Source organism: Gordonia sp. BP-119, from assembly GCF_016924115.1.
Classification (GTDB): Bacteria; Actinomycetota; Actinomycetes; order Mycobacteriales; family Mycobacteriaceae; genus Gordonia; species Gordonia hongkongensis.
The window spans coordinates 21,449-37,545 of the sequence record NZ_JAFFZF010000016.1; the positions used below are offsets into that span (position 1 = coordinate 21,449).

General features: G+C 69.3%; 13 protein-coding genes. 2 read left to right on the forward strand and 11 right to left on the reverse strand.

Annotated elements, in window-relative coordinates; translation table 11 throughout:
• Positions 1-49: 49 nt before the first annotated feature.
• From glyA to rpmE, 5 genes are all read right to left on the reverse strand, one after another.
• The gene (gene glyA, locus JW364_RS11370) at positions 50-1,309 is read right to left on the reverse strand and encodes a serine hydroxymethyltransferase (RefSeq protein WP_084817209.1); all 1,260 of its coding nucleotides are present in this window, start codon (positions 1,307-1,309) and stop codon (positions 50-52) included.
• Positions 1,306-1,965, reverse strand: a complete 660-nt coding sequence (locus tag JW364_RS11375) for an L-threonylcarbamoyladenylate synthase (RefSeq protein ID WP_055474994.1) — start codon at positions 1,963-1,965, stop codon at positions 1,306-1,308. Before JW364_RS11375 ends, glyA begins: the two co-directional genes overlap by 4 nt.
• A 4-nt stretch (positions 1,966-1,969) precedes the next feature.
• A complete protein-coding gene (locus tag JW364_RS11380) occupies positions 1,970-2,878 on the reverse strand; it encodes a HemK/PrmC family methyltransferase (protein WP_055474995.1) in 909 nt (302 codons plus the stop codon).
• 5 nt (positions 2,879-2,883) lie between these two features.
• Complete coding sequence (gene prfA / locus JW364_RS11385; RefSeq protein ID WP_055474996.1) at positions 2,884-3,960, reverse strand: peptide chain release factor 1; 1,077 nt, start codon at positions 3,958-3,960, stop codon at positions 2,884-2,886.
• Positions 3,961-4,080: 120 nt separating this feature from the next.
• Positions 4,081-4,293, reverse strand: coding sequence for a 50S ribosomal protein L31 (gene rpmE / locus JW364_RS11390; RefSeq protein ID WP_010842972.1), 213 nt, complete (start codon positions 4,291-4,293; stop codon positions 4,081-4,083).
• Between the two features lie 301 nt (positions 4,294-4,594).
• On the opposite strand from rpmE, the gene JW364_RS11395 reads away from it, so the two are divergent.
• Both JW364_RS11395 and JW364_RS11400 read left to right on the forward strand, forming a co-directional pair.
• A complete protein-coding gene (locus tag JW364_RS11395; RefSeq protein ID WP_205333586.1) occupies positions 4,595-5,803 on the forward strand; it encodes a sulfite reductase subunit alpha in 1,209 nt (402 codons plus the stop codon).
• A gap of 1 nt (position 5,804) precedes the next feature.
• Positions 5,805-6,737, forward strand: coding sequence for a heme transporter (locus JW364_RS11400; protein WP_137810073.1), 933 nt, complete (start codon positions 5,805-5,807; stop codon positions 6,735-6,737).
• Between the two features lie 371 nt (positions 6,738-7,108).
• Here the strand turns inward: JW364_RS11400 and rho are convergent, their stop codons facing one another.
• The 6 genes from rho to argS form a co-directional block, all read right to left on the reverse strand.
• The gene (gene rho / locus JW364_RS11405; RefSeq protein WP_205333587.1) at positions 7,109-9,196 is read right to left on the reverse strand and encodes a transcription termination factor Rho; all 2,088 of its coding nucleotides are present in this window, start codon (positions 9,194-9,196) and stop codon (positions 7,109-7,111) included.
• A 337-nt stretch (positions 9,197-9,533) separates the two neighbouring features.
• Entirely contained in the window at positions 9,534-10,505 is a 972-nt protein-coding gene (gene thrB / locus JW364_RS11410; RefSeq protein WP_068969915.1) for a homoserine kinase, read from the reverse strand.
• Positions 10,486-11,571, reverse strand: coding sequence for a threonine synthase (thrC, locus tag JW364_RS11415; RefSeq protein WP_159370574.1), 1,086 nt, complete (start codon positions 11,569-11,571; stop codon positions 10,486-10,488). The genes thrB and thrC overlap by 20 nt, the downstream gene beginning before the upstream one ends.
• The gene (locus tag JW364_RS11420; RefSeq protein WP_165630230.1) at positions 11,564-12,904 is read right to left on the reverse strand and encodes a homoserine dehydrogenase; all 1,341 of its coding nucleotides are present in this window, start codon (positions 12,902-12,904) and stop codon (positions 11,564-11,566) included. The genes thrC and JW364_RS11420 overlap by 8 nt, the downstream gene beginning before the upstream one ends.
• A complete protein-coding gene (gene lysA, locus JW364_RS11425; protein WP_065632836.1) occupies positions 12,901-14,322 on the reverse strand; it encodes a diaminopimelate decarboxylase in 1,422 nt (473 codons plus the stop codon). Before lysA ends, JW364_RS11420 begins: the two co-directional genes overlap by 4 nt.
• Complete coding sequence (argS, locus tag JW364_RS11430) at positions 14,319-15,971, reverse strand: arginine--tRNA ligase (protein ID WP_205333588.1); 1,653 nt, start codon at positions 15,969-15,971, stop codon at positions 14,319-14,321. Before argS ends, lysA begins: the two co-directional genes overlap by 4 nt.
• Between the last annotated feature and the right edge of the window lie 126 nt (positions 15,972-16,097).

A 16,097-nucleotide genomic window follows, 5' to 3' on the forward strand; every position in this document is an offset into this window, starting at 1 on the left:
CGCCACCACCGGTGTCAGACGGGCAAGGGTCTCCGACATTGCGACCACGCTACCCGTAGGCCAGTGCGGCGATCTCGCGACGGATCCGCTGGTGTGTCTCACGGTCGCGCGTCGACATCGCGGCGGCCATCGCGTCGGCGACGATCGGATGCATCGCGGCGGTCATGCCGCGCTCGGTGGCCACCGGCGTACCGATCCGGATCGCCGATCCCTCGGAGACGGGGCGGGTGTCGAACGGGAGGACCGCCTTGTCGACGACGATCCCGGCCGCGCCGAGCCGGTGCTGCGCCTCCATCCCGGAGATGCCGAAGCCGCTGACGTCGACGACCGCGAGGTGGATGTCGGTGCCGCCGGACACCACCCGGGCGCCCCGAGAGGCCAGTTCCGTGGCGAGACCGCGGGCGTTGTCCACCGCACGACGGACGTAGCCGGCGAACTCGTCGGTACCGGATTCCGCGCAGGCGACCGCCTTCGCGGCGACGGCGTGCATCGCGGGACCGCCCTGCACGAACGGGAAGACCGCCTTGCGCAGGGCCTCGCCGTGTTCGGCCCGCGCGAGGATGACCCCGCCGCGCGGACCGCGGATCACCTTGTTGGTGGACAGGGTGACGATGTCGGCGTGCGGCACCGGCGAGGGCAGCAGGCCGGCCGCGATGTGCCCGGCGAGATGTGCGGCGTCGACCCAGAGGATGCACTCGGCCTCGTCGGCGATCCGGCGCAGGGTCGGGAAGTCGAACGTCCGCGAGTAGGACGCGGCGCCGGCGACGAGGATGCGGGGGCGGTGCACCAGCGCGAGATCCCTGACCTGGTCGTAGTCGACGAGTTCGTCGTCGCGGCGGACCTCGTAGTGCAACGGCGAGAACCACCGCCCGGAGAAGTTCGCCCGAGAACCGTGCGTCTGGTGGCCGCCGTGTTCGAGGCGCAGCGCGAGCACCGGGTCTCCGGGCTGGGCGAAGGCGGCATAGACGGCGAGGTTGGCCGCACTGCCCGACAGCGGCTGGACATTGACGTACTCGGCGCCGAACAGCGCACGGGCCCGGCCGACGGCGAGCTCCTCGAGCTCGTCGGCCACGTCACAACCACCGTGGTAGCGCGCCCCGGGATACCCTTCGGCATACTTCGCGTCGAAGACCGACGCCATCGCGGCCCGCACCCCGGGCGTCGGATCGGTCTCGCTGGCGAGCAACTGCAAGGTGTCGCGGCGCCGGCCGACCTCGCGGCTCACCATGGCGTCGACCGCGGCGTCGCCGGTCGGGGCGCCACCCGCCTCGACGCCGTGTGGTCCGGACCTCGGCGCGTCGGGGCTCATCGCTCCGCGAGCAGTGCGGCCGGGTCGGTGTCGAGTACGTCGGCGACGGCGTCCGTCGAGACCGCACCCTCGCGCAGGATGCGCGGACTCGGCCCGGAGACATCGACGATCGTCGACGCCTGCGCGGCCGGCGCCGGGCCACCGTCGAGATACACGGCGATCTCGTCGCCGAGTTGTTCGCGCGCCTCGTCGGCGGTGGTCGCCGGCGGACGCCCCGAGACGTTCGCGCTCGAGACCGCCATCGGCCCCACCTCGCGCAGCACGTCGATCGCGACCGGGTGCAGCGGCATCCGGAGCATGACGGTGCCGTCGGTGTCGCCGAGGTCCCACGCCAGCGAGGGTGCTTGTCGGACAACCAGACTCAGGCCGCCCGGCCAGAAGGCCTCGATCAGGTCGCGTGCGGGCTGCGGGACGGACAGGACCAGGCCGTCGATCGAGTACCAGGAACCGACCAGGACCGGCACGGGCATGTCGCGTCCCCGGTGCTTGGCCGCGAGGAGTGCACCGACGGCGTCGGAATCGAAGGCGTCGCAACCGACTCCGTAGAGCGTGTCGGTGGGCATCACGATCAGCCGTCCGGCTTTCGCCGCCCCGACCGCCGCCCGAATCCCCGACCAGCGGTTCTGTGGATCGTTGCAGTCGAAAACAGTGCTCACGCGATCATCCTGCCATGCCGCGTCCGACGGACCCGGCCTGCCGTCGGCGCGCCGTCACGAACCTCGGCCGGCCCGTCAGATCCGTGTGCCGGGTGACTTCCTCGAAGTCGCCGTGCGCGTGCAGGCACGACACGACGGCGTCGGCGGTCGTGTCGTCGTGTTCGATCCCGACGACGCCACCCGGCGTCAGCGTGCGGGCGATGACCGGCACCATCGGCACGATGACCGACATCCCGTCCGCGCCGCCGAAGACCGCGCGAGCCGGGTCGTGGGCGACCTCGGGTCCGACCACGGCGTCGAGCGGCACGTAGGGCGGGTTCGTGACCAGGACCGACACGCTGCCGGCCGGGACGGCTCCCGCGACCTGATCCGGATCGGTGACGTCCGCGGCGACGACGTCGACCCGTGACCCGACGGCCGGTGTCGCGTCGGCGACGTTGCGACGCAACCACACCAGCGCATCCTCGTCGGCCTCGATCGCCACGACCCGGGTCGCCGGACTCATCGCGGCGATGCCGATCGCCAGTGCCCCACTGCCGCTGCAGAAATCAGCCGCGAAATGCGATCCGGGGGTGGCGCGGAGTCGGTCGACCGCCCATTCGAGGAGGTACTCGGTCTCCGGCCGGGGGATGAACACCCCGGGGCCGACGGCCAGCTCGACGGGGCCGAAGGCGGCGGTCCCGATGATGTGCTGCAAGGGAATCCGCTGCGACCGCTGGTCGATCGCCGACCGGAACGCGCGGGCCGGCGCGTCGTCGATCGTGTCCACCAGCACCAGTCGGCCCGCATCGATCCCGAGCACGTGGGCCATCAGCCATTCGGCGTCACGGCGTGCGGAGTCGATCCCGGACGCGGCGAGACGGGCGGTCGCGGCACGCAGTTCGTCCGACAACGGGGTCGGCCTGCCGGTCACGACTCCTATTCCGCTTCCATGCGGGCCTGCCGGTCCGCGGCGACGAGCGCGTCGAGCAGGTTGTCCATGTCACCGGCGAGCACCGCGTCGAGATTGTTGGCCTTGTAACCGATCCGGTGATCGGTGATGCGGTTCTCGGGGAAGTTGTAGGTCCGGATCCGCTCGGACCGGTCCACGGTGCGGATCTGGGCCGCACGACCCTGCGCGGCGGCGGCCTCCGCCTCTTCCTCGGCTGCGGACTGCAGCCGGGCGGCGAGGACCTGCATCGCGCGCGCCTTGTTCTGCAACTGCGAACGTTCGTTCTGGCATGTGACGACGATTCCGGTGGGCAGGTGGGTGATCCGGACCGCCGAATCGGTGGTGTTCACGCCTTGGCCGCCCTTGCCGGACGAGCGGTAGACGTCGATGCGCAGTTCCGATTCGTCGATCGTCACCTCGGCCACCTCTTCGGGCTCGGGGTAGATCAGCACCCCGGCCGCCGACGTGTGGATGCGGCCCTGCGACTCGGTGACCGGCACCCGCTGGACGCGGTGCACACCGCCCTCGAACTTCAGTCGCGACCAGACCCCGTCGCGCACGGCCTCTTTCGACTTGATCGAGAAGGTGGCCTCTTTGTAGCCGCCGAGATCGGACTCGGTCACGCCGAGCACCTGCGCCTTCCAGCCGTGACGCTCGCAGTACTTGAGGTACATCCGGGCCAGGTCCGCCGCGAACAGTGCCGATTCCTCGCCGCCCGCACCGGATTTGATCTCCAGGACCACGTCGTCGGCGTCGTGGGGGTCGCGCGGGGCGAGCAGGTCGGTCAACGTCGCGTCGAGTTCCTCGACGGCCTCTTCGAGAGAGGGGATCTCGGCGGCGAACGACGCGTCATCGGCGGCCAGTTCCCGTGCGGCCTCGAGATCCTCGCGTGCCGCCTTCAACCGGGTGTAGGTCGCCATGACGGGCGCGAGCTCGGCGAATCGCTTACCGACGCGACGGGCCGCGGCGGGATCGTCGTGCAGGGCGGGATCGGCCAGCTGGCGTTCGAGACCCGAGTGCTCGGCCAGGATGTCGTCGATGGCCGAGGGACTCTGCGTACTCATGAAGGCGACCTCACTTGACGACCGGCGCACGCCGGATGATCGGCGACACCGGGAAGAACTCTGACCGGAAAACACAGCGACGCCCGTCCCGACATCGTCGGGCGGGCGTCGCAGCGTGGTCTACTTGGCGCGCTTGCCGTAGCGCTTCTCGAACCGGGCAACGCGGCCGCCGGTGTCGAGGATCTTCTGCTTGCCCGTGTAGAACGGGTGGCACTGCGAGCAGACCTCGACGTTGATCCGACCGTTGGCAGCGGTGCTGCGGGTCTCGAAGGTGTTGCCGCAGCCGCAGACGACGGTGGTCGTCGCGTACTCGGGGTGGATTCCCTGCTTCATGTCTGACTGTCCCTTTCTGAGGTCGCCGGGTCACCGTCGCTTGTCGACGGTGTGAACCGGAACCGGACTCGACCGATCAGTATGCCACGGGGGCATCACCCGGGAAAAATCCCGGTCACCGCGGTCGCAGGTGCCTCAACGGCAGGCCGCTCGGATCCATTCCCGGCACGGCCACCCGCACTCCACTGCACGTGACGCAGATCGCGATCCTCGTAAGGGTTGCCTAAGTGTAGTACCGTGGCGTCGCCCGCCCTGTCGGCGGCACACGCTCCCCCGCACCCCGTCCCCGAAGGAATCCTCGATGTACGACGCCGCCTCCACCGGCAGCAGCCTCGCAGTCGACACCGCACGGACCTCCCCCGCCCGTCGTACCGGCAAGACGGCCCGATCGCCGTGGAACCGGCGCAATCCCTACCCGGCGACGGTCGTGCGGAACGAACTCCTCTCCGGTCCCGGATCGGCCAAGGAGGTCCGGCATCTCGAACTCGATCTCGGCGACAGCGGCATCACCTACGAGCCCGGCGACGGCATCGGCATCGCTCCGACGAACGATCCCGCGCTGGTCGATCTCCTGCTCGCCCGGCTGCGCGCGGTGGGCGACGAGATCATCGCCGACCGCAAGGCGACCTACACCCTGCGCGAGGCACTGACCAGCAGGTACGAGATCGGCGCGCCGTCGAAGTACCTCGTCCGGGCCGTCGCCGAACGCACCGGACACCCCGAACTCGCCCGACTTCTCGACGCCGGTGACCCGCAGGCACTCGACGCGTGGCTCCACGGACTCGACGTCCTCGATCTCCTGGATCTGGACCCGACCTTCACCCCGACTCCCGAGGAACTGCTCGAGGAGTTGAGTCCCCTCGCGCACCGCGAGTACTCGATCTCGTCGAGCCCGCGGGTCCACGGCGACACCGTCCACATCACGATGGCCACGGTGCGCTACCGCGTCGCCGACCGGGATCGCGGAGGTGTGTGCTCGACCCACCTGGCCAACCGCTGCGCGCCCGGCGACACCGTGCCCGTCTTCATCTCCCCCAACAAGAAGTTCCGGCTGCCCGCCGACGACGTCTCGGCCATCATGATCGGCCCGGGCACCGGCATCGCCCCGTTCCGCGGTTTCCTGCATGAGCGGGCCGCGGCCGGCGCACCCGGCGGCAACTGGCTGTTCTTCGGTGACCAGCATCGCGGCCACGACTACCTCTATGCCGAGGAGCTCGACCGGTTCGTCACCGACGGGCTTCTCGACCGGCTCGACCTCGCCTTCTCCCGCGATCAGGAACACAAGATCTACGTCCAGGACCGGATGTGCGAACACGGCGGTGAGCTGTTCGCGTGGCTCGAGGCCGGCGCGCATCTGTACGTGTGCGGCGACGCCACGACGATGGCCGACGACGTCGACGCGGCGCTGCACGAGATCGTCGCCGAACACGGTGGTCTCGAGCCCGACCAGGCCGCGGCGTACGTCGATCGCCTGCGCGCGGAGAATCGCTACTCACGCGACGTCTACTGAGATGACCCACTCCGCCGGGGACCATCCGCACGCCCGCAGCGATCTCGAGATCCTGCTGCGGACAGCCGGATTCGCGGACTCCTCGGTGAATCACGACGTCCCCGCGGTCGCCGCGCGCCTGCCCGGCCTGGCCCAGGTCGTCGGCGTCACCGTTGCCGGTCCGGTGATCATGAACGCGGTCGGAGTCCATGACCTCCCGACGACCGTGGGCGGTCCGCTTCGTGTCGACTCGCAGCAGATCGCACTGCGGCTCAACCCCTCTCGCTTGTCGTCGGCGTTGCTCAGCGATCCCGCCGCCCACGTTCCGCCGACCCTGCGACTGTTCGACCACCGCGGCAACACCGCTCACGCCACCTACCTGACGGAGAACTCCGACCGGCTGGCGTTCGAGGCGATGACCTGCACCGGCGCGGCCGCGGTCCTTGATGGGCCCTTCGTGGATTCGCCTGCGCCACAGTGCGTGGACCCGTCCGCCTCGATCGACGACGATCAGGTCGCACAATTCGACGCGGTACTCACCGACGGAGGTGTCGCCCGCCTGGCGGCCCTCCCCCATCTCGACTGCGCGCGTACCGTCCGCGTCGAGACACGTACGGTGATCGCCGCACTCGAGCACGCAGCGGGACTGGGGATGACCGTGACCTTCGCGACGGCGGCGCCGGGATGCATCCAGATGCGCCAGGACCGTCTCGACGGAGCCCGCGAGCATCGGGGCCAGATGGTGCTGGCATCCGGCAGCGCCCGCGTGATGATCAACTTCGACCTCGTCGGCGAATGCTGGGTGACGTGGCCCCGCGGGGTGTGGGACCGCACGGGATCACTCGAGATCTACAGCCGCGGAGGCGAGTGCGCGCTGATCGTCACCCAGACCGGGGCCGTCGCACCGCCGAGTGCGCAGGCGTGGCAACACCTGGCGGCCGACCTCGCCGGCTGAGAGGACACCGCGCGAGTCGCGCAACCCCGTCCGTCTCCCACCGCTCCCCAATCCGAGAGAAGCGAACCCCCATCGCTCGCTGATCCGAAGAGACTACAAAACCCCTGCTCCCTGAGGTGCGAGGAGCGCAAGCCGCCGGGCCGAGCAAGCGACGAAGGAGCGCGTCGAGGTCGACGAGTCACGAAGGGCTGGCGAGACACGTTGCTACACCCTTCGTGGCTCGCTTCGCTCGCACCTCAGGGAGGATGAGGTTCAGATGCTCGAGTGTTGTGTCGTAGTCCACGACGGCCGCCAGGCCGCAGTTCCCGAGGAGCGAAAACGACGAGCCACGAAGGTCCGGTGACCTTCGTGGCTCGTCGCAGTCGCAGAACTCAGTCGTCGTTGTTCCCGCCCGGTGCGGTCTTCTGCACCGTCATCAGGAACTCGATGTTCGTCTTGGTCTTCTTCAGCTGACTGATCAGCAGGTCGATGGCCTGCTGCGAGTCGAGACCCGAGAGCACGCGACGCAGCTTGTGCACGATGGAGAATTCCTCCGGCGACAGCAGCAGCTCGTCCTTACGAGTACTCGACAGGTTGACGTCCACCGCCGGGAACACCCGGCGCTCGGAGATCTTGCGGTCGAGCTTGAGCTCGGCGTTGCCGGTGCCCTTGAACTCCTCGAAGATCACCGTGTCGCCGGTGGAGCCGGTCTCGACGAGCGCCGAGGCGATGATCGTCAGCGACCCGCCGTTCTCGATGTTGCGCGCCGCGCCGAGGAACCGCTTCGGCGGGTACAGCGCGGTCGAATCGACACCACCGGACAGGATCCGACCCGACGCGGGCGACGCGTTGTTGTACGCACGACCCAGACGGGTGATCGAGTCCAGCAGCACCACAACGTCTTTCCCGCTCTCGACGAGTCGCTTGGCGCGCTCGATCGCGAGCTCCGACACCGAGGTGTGGTCTGACGGCGGCCGATCGAAGGTCGAGGCGATGACCTCACCCCGCACCGAACGCTGCATGTCCGTGACCTCCTCGGGACGCTCGTCGACGAGGACGACCATGAGGTGGCATTCGGGATTGTTGGTCGCGATCGCGTTGGCGATGTCCTGCAGGATCGTCGTCTTACCGGCCTTCGGCGGCGACACGATCAGGGCCCGCTGCCCCTTGCCGATCGGCATGATCAGATCGATCACACGGGTGTCGAGTCGTTCGGGGGTGGTCTCCAGCCGCAGGCGCTGGTTCGGGTACAGCGGCGTGAGCTTGTTGAACTCGGGGCGACGCTTGGCCGTCTCGACGTCTCCGCCGTTGACGGTGTCCAGCCGCACCAGCGGGTTGAACTTCTGGCGCTGGTTCTGTTGGTCGCCCTCACGCGGCACCTTGACCGCACCGGTGATCGCGTCGCCGCGTCGAAGTCCGTTCTTGCGGACCAGGTTCATCGAGACGTAGACGTCGTTCGGACCGGCGAGGTACCCCGAGGTGCGCACGAAGGCGTAGTTGTCGAGCACGTCGAGGATGCCGGCGACGGGCTGCAACACGTCATCGTCGGACACCTGCGGCTCGTTCGGGGTGTCGCGATTCTGGCCGCGACGACGCTCACGGAACCGGCGACCCCGACGGCGACCGCCGCCCTCGCCGTCGTCGTCCTGACCCCCGTCACGATTCTGATTTCCGTCGCGGTTCTGGTTGCCGTCGCGGTTCTGGTTGCCGTCGCGGTTCTGCTTGTCGCGATTCTGGCCCCCGTCGCGGTTCTGGCCCCCGTCGCGATTCTGGTTGTCGCGGTTCTGGTTGCGGTTGCGCCGAGTGCGCTGGTCGTTGCCGTCGGAGTCACCCGCGGCCTCGCCCGAGCCGTCACGGCCGCGGCGTCGCTCGCGTCCCGCACCGGTCTCCGACGAGTCGGTCTCGGAAGCGCTGCCGCCCTTGGGTGCATCCCCGGCCTGGGCCTCGGACTTCGCCGCGTCGGCGCCGTTCCGCGAGCCGTCGGCCTGGGTGGCAGCCGGGTTGTTCGTTGTTCCCGAAGCGTCGGCGTTCGCGGTCTCGGTGGACGACGCCTCGGCCGGTTCGTCGGCGGCAGCGGCCTTGCGGCCGGCGCCGCGCTGGGTGCGCGCGCCGCTCCGGGGGGCGTCGTTCTTCTCGGTCGTGTCCGCCCCGGTCGCGGCCGGGGAGTCGCCGATGGTCAGCTGGTCGTCGTTCGTCGCCGGCTTCGACGTGCCGGCCTTCGACCGGGCGGGAGCGCTCTTCGCGGCCGGGGCGTCGCCACCCGCTTGGCGCTCCTTGATCGCGGCGATCAGATCGCCCTTGCGCATCCCGGAGGTGCCCTTGATGCCGAGTTCACCGGCGACCGTCCGCAGTTCGCTGAGCACCATGCCGGACAGGCCGGTTCGTGCACGTGTCTTGGTGGCCGGTCGTCCCGAGTCGGGGCCGGCCGAACCCGCGGATTCCTGCTCGGCAGGTGCGGTGATCAGGTCCGTATCGGTCACGGAAGTCCTTTCGTTCCTCCCGCAGACGAGAACTGCGTGAGGTCTACGTTTCCCTGCTTCTGTGCGCTAGGGAGTCCGTCCGCGGTGGACGGTGAGAATGTGTGGTCCGCTGCGAGCGTGCCCGGAAACACCTGCGCTTCGGCACCGTCGACAGAGATCCATGACCCCGGCCCGGATACACAGCCGGTCATCTCCGATCGGTGAAGGATGAGAAGCGGCAGGACAAGCCTGCGCGGCTAGACCAGAATATGGTAACCCCGTTCGCATGATAGGGGCAACACGCCGGAAGCGCCAAATGAATGCGCTTTCACTCCGGCGGTCGTGCGGACGACGCCGATCAGCCGACGGTGATCTCGACGCCGCCGGCGACGGCGACCGACCGGGCGTCGAACCCGAGGCCCTGCGCCAGCTGACGGATCTCGGCGGGCACCGGCGCCGTACCGAGCACCAGGACGGTCGGTCCCGCTCCGGACACCGTCGCAGCATGTCCCCGAGCACGCAGCGCGCTGACCAGATCGTGCGTCGGCGCCATCGCCGACGCCCGGTACGGCTGGTGCAACCGATCCTGGGACGCGGCCATGAGGTTGCGCGGATCGGTGGTCAGCGCGACGACGGCGAGGGCCGACCGGCTCAGGTTGAACACGGCGTCGGCGCGCGGAACCGAATCCGGGAGCAGCCCGCGGGTGAACGACGTCGACGACTCGGTGTCGGGCACGAAGACCGTTGCGTAGATGTCGGGGTGCACCGGGAGACGGTGCGCGTGATACGAGGCGACGCCGTCGGCTGATTCGGTCCACGTGACGACCGCCGAGCCGAGCACGCTCGCGGCCGCGTTGTCGGGGTGACCCTCGAATTCGCTGGACAGTTGTACCAGTTCGTCGGCCGAGAGCCCCGGACCGAGGCCGGCGGCCGAGATCAGGCCCGACGCGGCGGCGAGACCCGACACCGCGGCGGCGGCGGACGAACCCAGACCCCGGGAATGCGGGATCCGGTTGACGCAGCGCAATGTCAGACCGGGGGCCCGCAGCCCGGCGTGTGCCAGTCCGTGCGTGAGCGCCCGCACCACGAGGTGCGAGTCGTCGCGGGGCACGGCGTCGGCGCCCTCACCCTCGACCTCGAGGGTGACGCCATCCGGGACCGTCTCGACGATCACCTCGTCGTAGATTCCGAGAGCTATTCCGAGACAGTCGAATCCGGGCCCCAGGTTGGCACTGGAGGCGGGCACGCGGACCCTCGTCGAGAGCCCTACCGGCACCGTTCCCGCAGCAGCCGCCGCGGACCCGGCCCCGTCAGCCGACACCGAGAGCATTCGCGACCGCCACCGGGTCCACCGGAATGGCCTCGACCGCCGGGATGCCCGCCAGCGCGGTGTCGGGGTCCTTCAGACCGTTGCCGGTGACCGTGCACACCACGGTCGAGCCCCGCTCGATCCAGCCGTCGGCACTCGCGGCGAGCAGGCCCGCGACGCTGGCGGCCGACGCCGGCTCGACGAACACGCCCTCCTTGCCGGCGACGAGTCGGTAGGCCTCGAGCAGCTTCTCGTCGGTGGCCGCCAGGAACTGCCCGGTCGACTCGTCCTTCGCGGCGACGGCCTGGTTCCAGCTGGCCGGGGAACCGATGCGGATGGCGGTGGCGACGGTCTCCGGGTCCTTCACCGGCGCGCCGTTCACCAGCGGCGCGGCGCCCGCGGCCTGGACACCGAGCATGCGCGGCACCGACGACGAGACTCCGTCGGCGCGATACTCCTTGTAGCCCTTCCAGTACGCGGTGATGTTGCCCGCGTTCCCGACCGGCAGAGCGTGGACGTCGGGGGCACGGCCCAGCACGTCGACGATCTCGAAGGCGGCGGTCTTCTGACCCTCGATCCGCGCCGGGTTGACCGAGTTCACGAGTTCGATCTCGGTGAACTCGGCGGTCGCCTTGCGCGCGAGTTCGAGACAGTCGTCGAAGTTGCCCTCGACCTGGATGATCTTGGCGCCGTGCATGACCGCCTGAGCGAGCTTGCCCATCGCGATCTTGCCCTGCGGGATCAGGACGGCGCAGGTGATCCCGGCCCGGGTGGCGTATGCGGCGGCCGATGCCGAGGTGTTGCCCGTGGATGCGCACAGGACCGCGGTCTTGCCGTTGTTGACCGCGTTGCTGACGGCCATCGTCATGCCGCGGTCCTTGAACGAACCGGTGGGGTTGAGGCCCTCCACCTTGAGGTAGACCTCGCAACCGGTCAGCGACGACAGATGCGGCGCACTGATCAGCGGGGTGCCACCCTCGAGCAGCGTGACGACCTTCCAGTCGTCGGCGACGGGCAACCGCGACCGGTAGGCCTCGATGAGGCCCGGCCACGCGCGGTGCACAGGCGTAGAAGTCGCTTCAGTCATCGGTACCTTCCAATCGCAACACACTCGACACCTTGATGACGGCGTCCATGTCTTCAAGCGCCGCAACACAATCCGATTGAGCTCGGTCGGGGGCGCGGTGGGTGACCAGGATCAGGCGGGCGTCGTCGCCCGCGCCCTCCTGGCGCACCGCAGCGATGCTGACCGACCGCTTCGAGAACTCCCCCGCGACCTGCGCCAGCACGCCGGGCTTGTCGGCCACCCGCATCGAGACGTAATACCGCGTGAACACGTCGTCGATCGGGGCGACGGGCAGGGAGGCGTAGGTCGACTCGAGCGGTCCGCGCCCGCCGTGCACGCGGTTGCGGGCGGCCATGACCATGTCGCCGAGAACGGCCGATGCCGTCGGTGATCCCCCGGCACCCTGACCGTAGAACATCAGCCGCCCAGCGTTCTCGGCTTCCACGACGACGGCGTTGAACGCGCCGTTCACGGTCGCCAGCGGGTGGGTCAGCGGAATCAGCGCGGGGTACACGCGTGCCGAGATCCGTTGCGCGCCATTGGCGTCACGGACGCGCTCGCAGATCGAGAGCAGTTTGATCGTGCAGTCGAACTTCTTGGCCGCGATCAGGTCGGCGGACGTGACCGAGGAGATGCCCTCGCGGTGCACATCGGCCGCCGTGACCCGCGTGTGGAAGGCGATCGAGGCGAGGATCGCCGCCTTGGCCGCGGCGTCGTAGCCCTCGACGTCGGCCGTCGGATCGGCTTCGGCATATCCGAGGCGGCCGGCCTCGGCAAGGGTGTCGGCGTAGTCGGCGCCCGTCTCGTCCATCGCGGAGAGGATGAAGTTGGTGGTCCCGTTGACGATTCCGTTGACCCGCTCGACGGTGTCGCCGGCCAGGGACTGCATCAGCGGACGGATGACCGGGATGGCGCCGGCGACCGCGGCCTCGAAGTAGAGGTCCACCTTGGCATCCGCCGCGGCGGTCGCGAGTTCGCCGGTGTACTCGGCGAGGAGCGCCTTGTTCGCCGTCACCACCGACTTGCCGCTCTCGAGCGCCGACCGGATCAGACCGCGGGCCGGGTCGATGCCGCCCATCAACTCGACGACGATGTCGACGTCGTCGCGCGCGACGAGTGCCGCCGGGTCGTCGGTCAGGAGATCCTGCGCGATCTTGCGGGGACGGCCGAGATCCCGCACCGCGACGCCGCGGATCTCCACGGGAGCCCCGACGCGCGCCCGGAGGTCGTCGGCGTTGTCGGTGATGATGCGCACCACCTCGGCACCGACATTGCCCATGCCGAGCACCGCGACACCGATGGTGCGCGAGTCCGCATCGGTTGCGCCACTTGTGTTCTGCACTGATCCGGTCACAGGCCCACCTCCAGGCTGAGGAAGTCGTCGATGGTCTCCCGGCGCAGCAGCAGCCGGGCGTTCCCGTCGGCCACCGCCACCACGGGCGGTCTCATGGTCATGTTGTAGCGGCTCGACATCGAGTAGCAGTAGGCACCGGTGGCCGCCACCGCGATCAGGTCGCCGGGGCCGAGATCCTCCGGCAGCCAACAGTCCTTGATCACGATGTCGCCGCTCTCGCAATGCTTTCCCACCACCCGGCACACCACCGCACGGGCCTCCGACACCCGGGACACGAGCCGCACGTCGTATTCGGCGTCGTAGAGAACGGTGCGGATGTTGTCGCTCATGCCGCCGTCGACGGAGACGTAGCGTCGTACGGCGCCGCCGCCCAGTGCGACGTCCTTCACGGTGCCGACGCGATACAGCGTGATCGTGCCGGGACCGGCGATGGCGCGGCCCGGTTCGACGGCGATGGTCGGCATGGGCAGCCCGAGTGCTGCCGACTCCCGCTCGACGATCGCCGCGAGCGTCTCCGCCACCTTCTGCACCGGCAGCGGACGCTCGTCGGGGAGGTACGAGATCCCCAGTCCGCCACCGAGATCGACGACCGACATCTGCGCGGTCTTCTCGACACCGAACTCGCCGACGACGTCGCGGAGCAGTCCGAGCACTCGGTGGGCGGCCAGCTCGAATCCGTCCATGTCGAAGATCTGCGACCCGATGTGGCTGTGCAGACCCACGAGCCTGAGGTTGTCGGTCGCGAAGACCCGCCGGATGGCTTCCATCGCGATCCCACCGGCGAGCGAGAATCCGAACTTCTGGTCCTCGTGTGCGGTCGAGATGAACTCGTGGGTGTGCGCTTCGACACCGACGGTCACGCGCACCAGCACGTCGGCGACGACACCGCGTTCGCCGGCGATCACGTCGAGCCGATCGATCTCGATCATCGAGTCGAGGACGACGTGCCCGATCCCGGCGTCGACCGCAGCGCGCAGCTCGTCGACGCTCTTGTTGTTGCCGTGCAATGCGATTCGCTCCGGCGGGAAACCGGCGCGCAGTGCGATGGCGAGTTCACCACCGCTGCAGACGTCCAGGGACAGCCCCTCGTCGTCGACCCAGCGCGCGATCTCGGTACTCAGGAACGCCTTCGACGCGTAGTGCACTCGCCCGTACGGGCCGAACGCCGCCATCATGTCCCGGCAGCGCGACCGGAAGTCGGCCTCGTCCACGACGAACGCCGGCGTCCCGAACTCTTCGGCGAGCTGACTCACCGGCACGCCGGCCAACCGCAGCTCGCCCGATTCGTCGCGGGATGCGTTGCGCGGCCACACCTGTGCGGGGATGGCGGCGAGCACCGCCGGGTCGTTCGGACGCTCGGCGAGATGGGGTGCGGCCAGCAGTTCGGCGTGCCGGGGGCCGGCGGGGTGTGCGTTCACATCTGCTCCGGCGCGGTGACGCCGACGAGCCCCAGGCCGTTGGCCAAGACCTGACGGGTGGCCTCGCACAGGGCGAGCCGGGCCCGGTGGATGTCCGCCGGTTTCTCGTCACCCTGCGGCAGGACACGGCACTTGGCATAGAACCGGTGGTAGGTGCCGGCGAGGACCTCGAGGTAGCGACAGACCCGGTGCGGTTCGCGCAACGTGGCGGCGGTCGCGACGACATCGTCGAAATCGCCGATGGTGCGGATCAATTCGCCCTCGGCGGGATCGTCGAGCAGGTCGAGATGGTCCAGCGACGACACGACCCCGAGGTCAGCGGCGTTGCGGGCCAGTGCGGACATCCGCGCGTGGGCGTACTGCACGTAGAACACCGGGTTGTCGTTGGACTGTTTGGTGAGCAGGTCGAGATCGATGTCGATGTTGACGTCGACCGACGAGCGGATCAGCGAATAGCGCGCGCCGTCGACGCCGACCGCGTCGACGAGGTCGTCGAGCGTGATGACCGTGCCGGCACGCTTGCTCATACGGACCGGCGTGCCGTCGCGCACGAGGTTGACCATCTGGCCGATCAGCACCTCGACGGTGGCCGGGTCGTCGCCGAGCGCCGCCGCCGCGGCCTTGAGCCGGCTGATGTACCCGTGGTGATCGGCGCCGAGCATGTAGATGCAGAGGTTGAAGCCGCGGTTGCGCTTGTCACGGTAGTAGGCGATGTCGCCCGCGATGTAGGCGGCGTTGCCGTCGCTCTTGAGGACCACACGGTCCTTGTCGTCACCGAACTCGGTGGACCGCAGCCACCACGCGCCGTCCTTCTCGTACAGGTTGCCATTGGCCTTGAGCTCGCCGATGCACTCGTCGACGAGGCCGGTGGCGAACATCTTGTCCTCATGGGTGAAGACGTCGAAGTCGGTGCCGAAGTCGTGGAGGCTCTGCTTGATGTGGGTGAACATCAGGTCCACCCCGACCGAACGGAACGTCTCGAGGCGGTCGGCGTCGGGCTGCGACAGCACCTCGGGGACCATCTCGACGACCTTCGCGGCGATGTCGGCGATGTAATCGCCCGCGTAGCCGTCCTCCGGGGTCGGGTTGCCTAGTGCCGCGGCCTCCAGCGACCGGGCGAACCGGTCGATCTGGGCACCGTGGTCGTTGAAGTAGTACTCGCGCGTGACCGCACCACCGCGAGCGGCCAGCACGCGGCCGAGCGCGTCGCCGACGGCCGCCCAGCGGGTACCGCCCAGGTGGATCGGCCCGGTCGGATTGGCCGACACGAATTCGAGGTTGATGACCGAGCCGGCGAGTTCGTTTCCGCGGCCGTAGTCCGCACCCCGGGCCAGCACCGCCGCGACGACGGTGTTCTGCGCGGCGGCCCCGAGCCAGAGGTTCACGAACCCGGGACCGGCGATCTCGGCCTTCGCGACACCCTCGGCCGCGGCGAACGCCTCCGCGAGCCAGCCGGCGAGTTCCCGCGGGTTCACGCCGAGCCGCTTGCCCATCTGCAGGGCGACGTTGGTGGAATAGTCGCCGTGGTCAGCGTGACGGGGGCGCTCGACGACGATGGAGTCGGGCACCAGGTTCTCGTCCAGTCCGCGGTCGCGGACCACGGTCAGGGTCACGTCGCGCAGCAGCGCGGCCAGGTCGGCGGGAGTCACAGGACACCATCCTATTGGCCGCGGCCACTACACCGACAATCGCACCCTGCTCCACCCATCGGGCCCACCAGTACACTCGTGTGCGCCGAGCGCGGGCCGGGTCTCCCGCGGGTCCGCTCGGCCCCC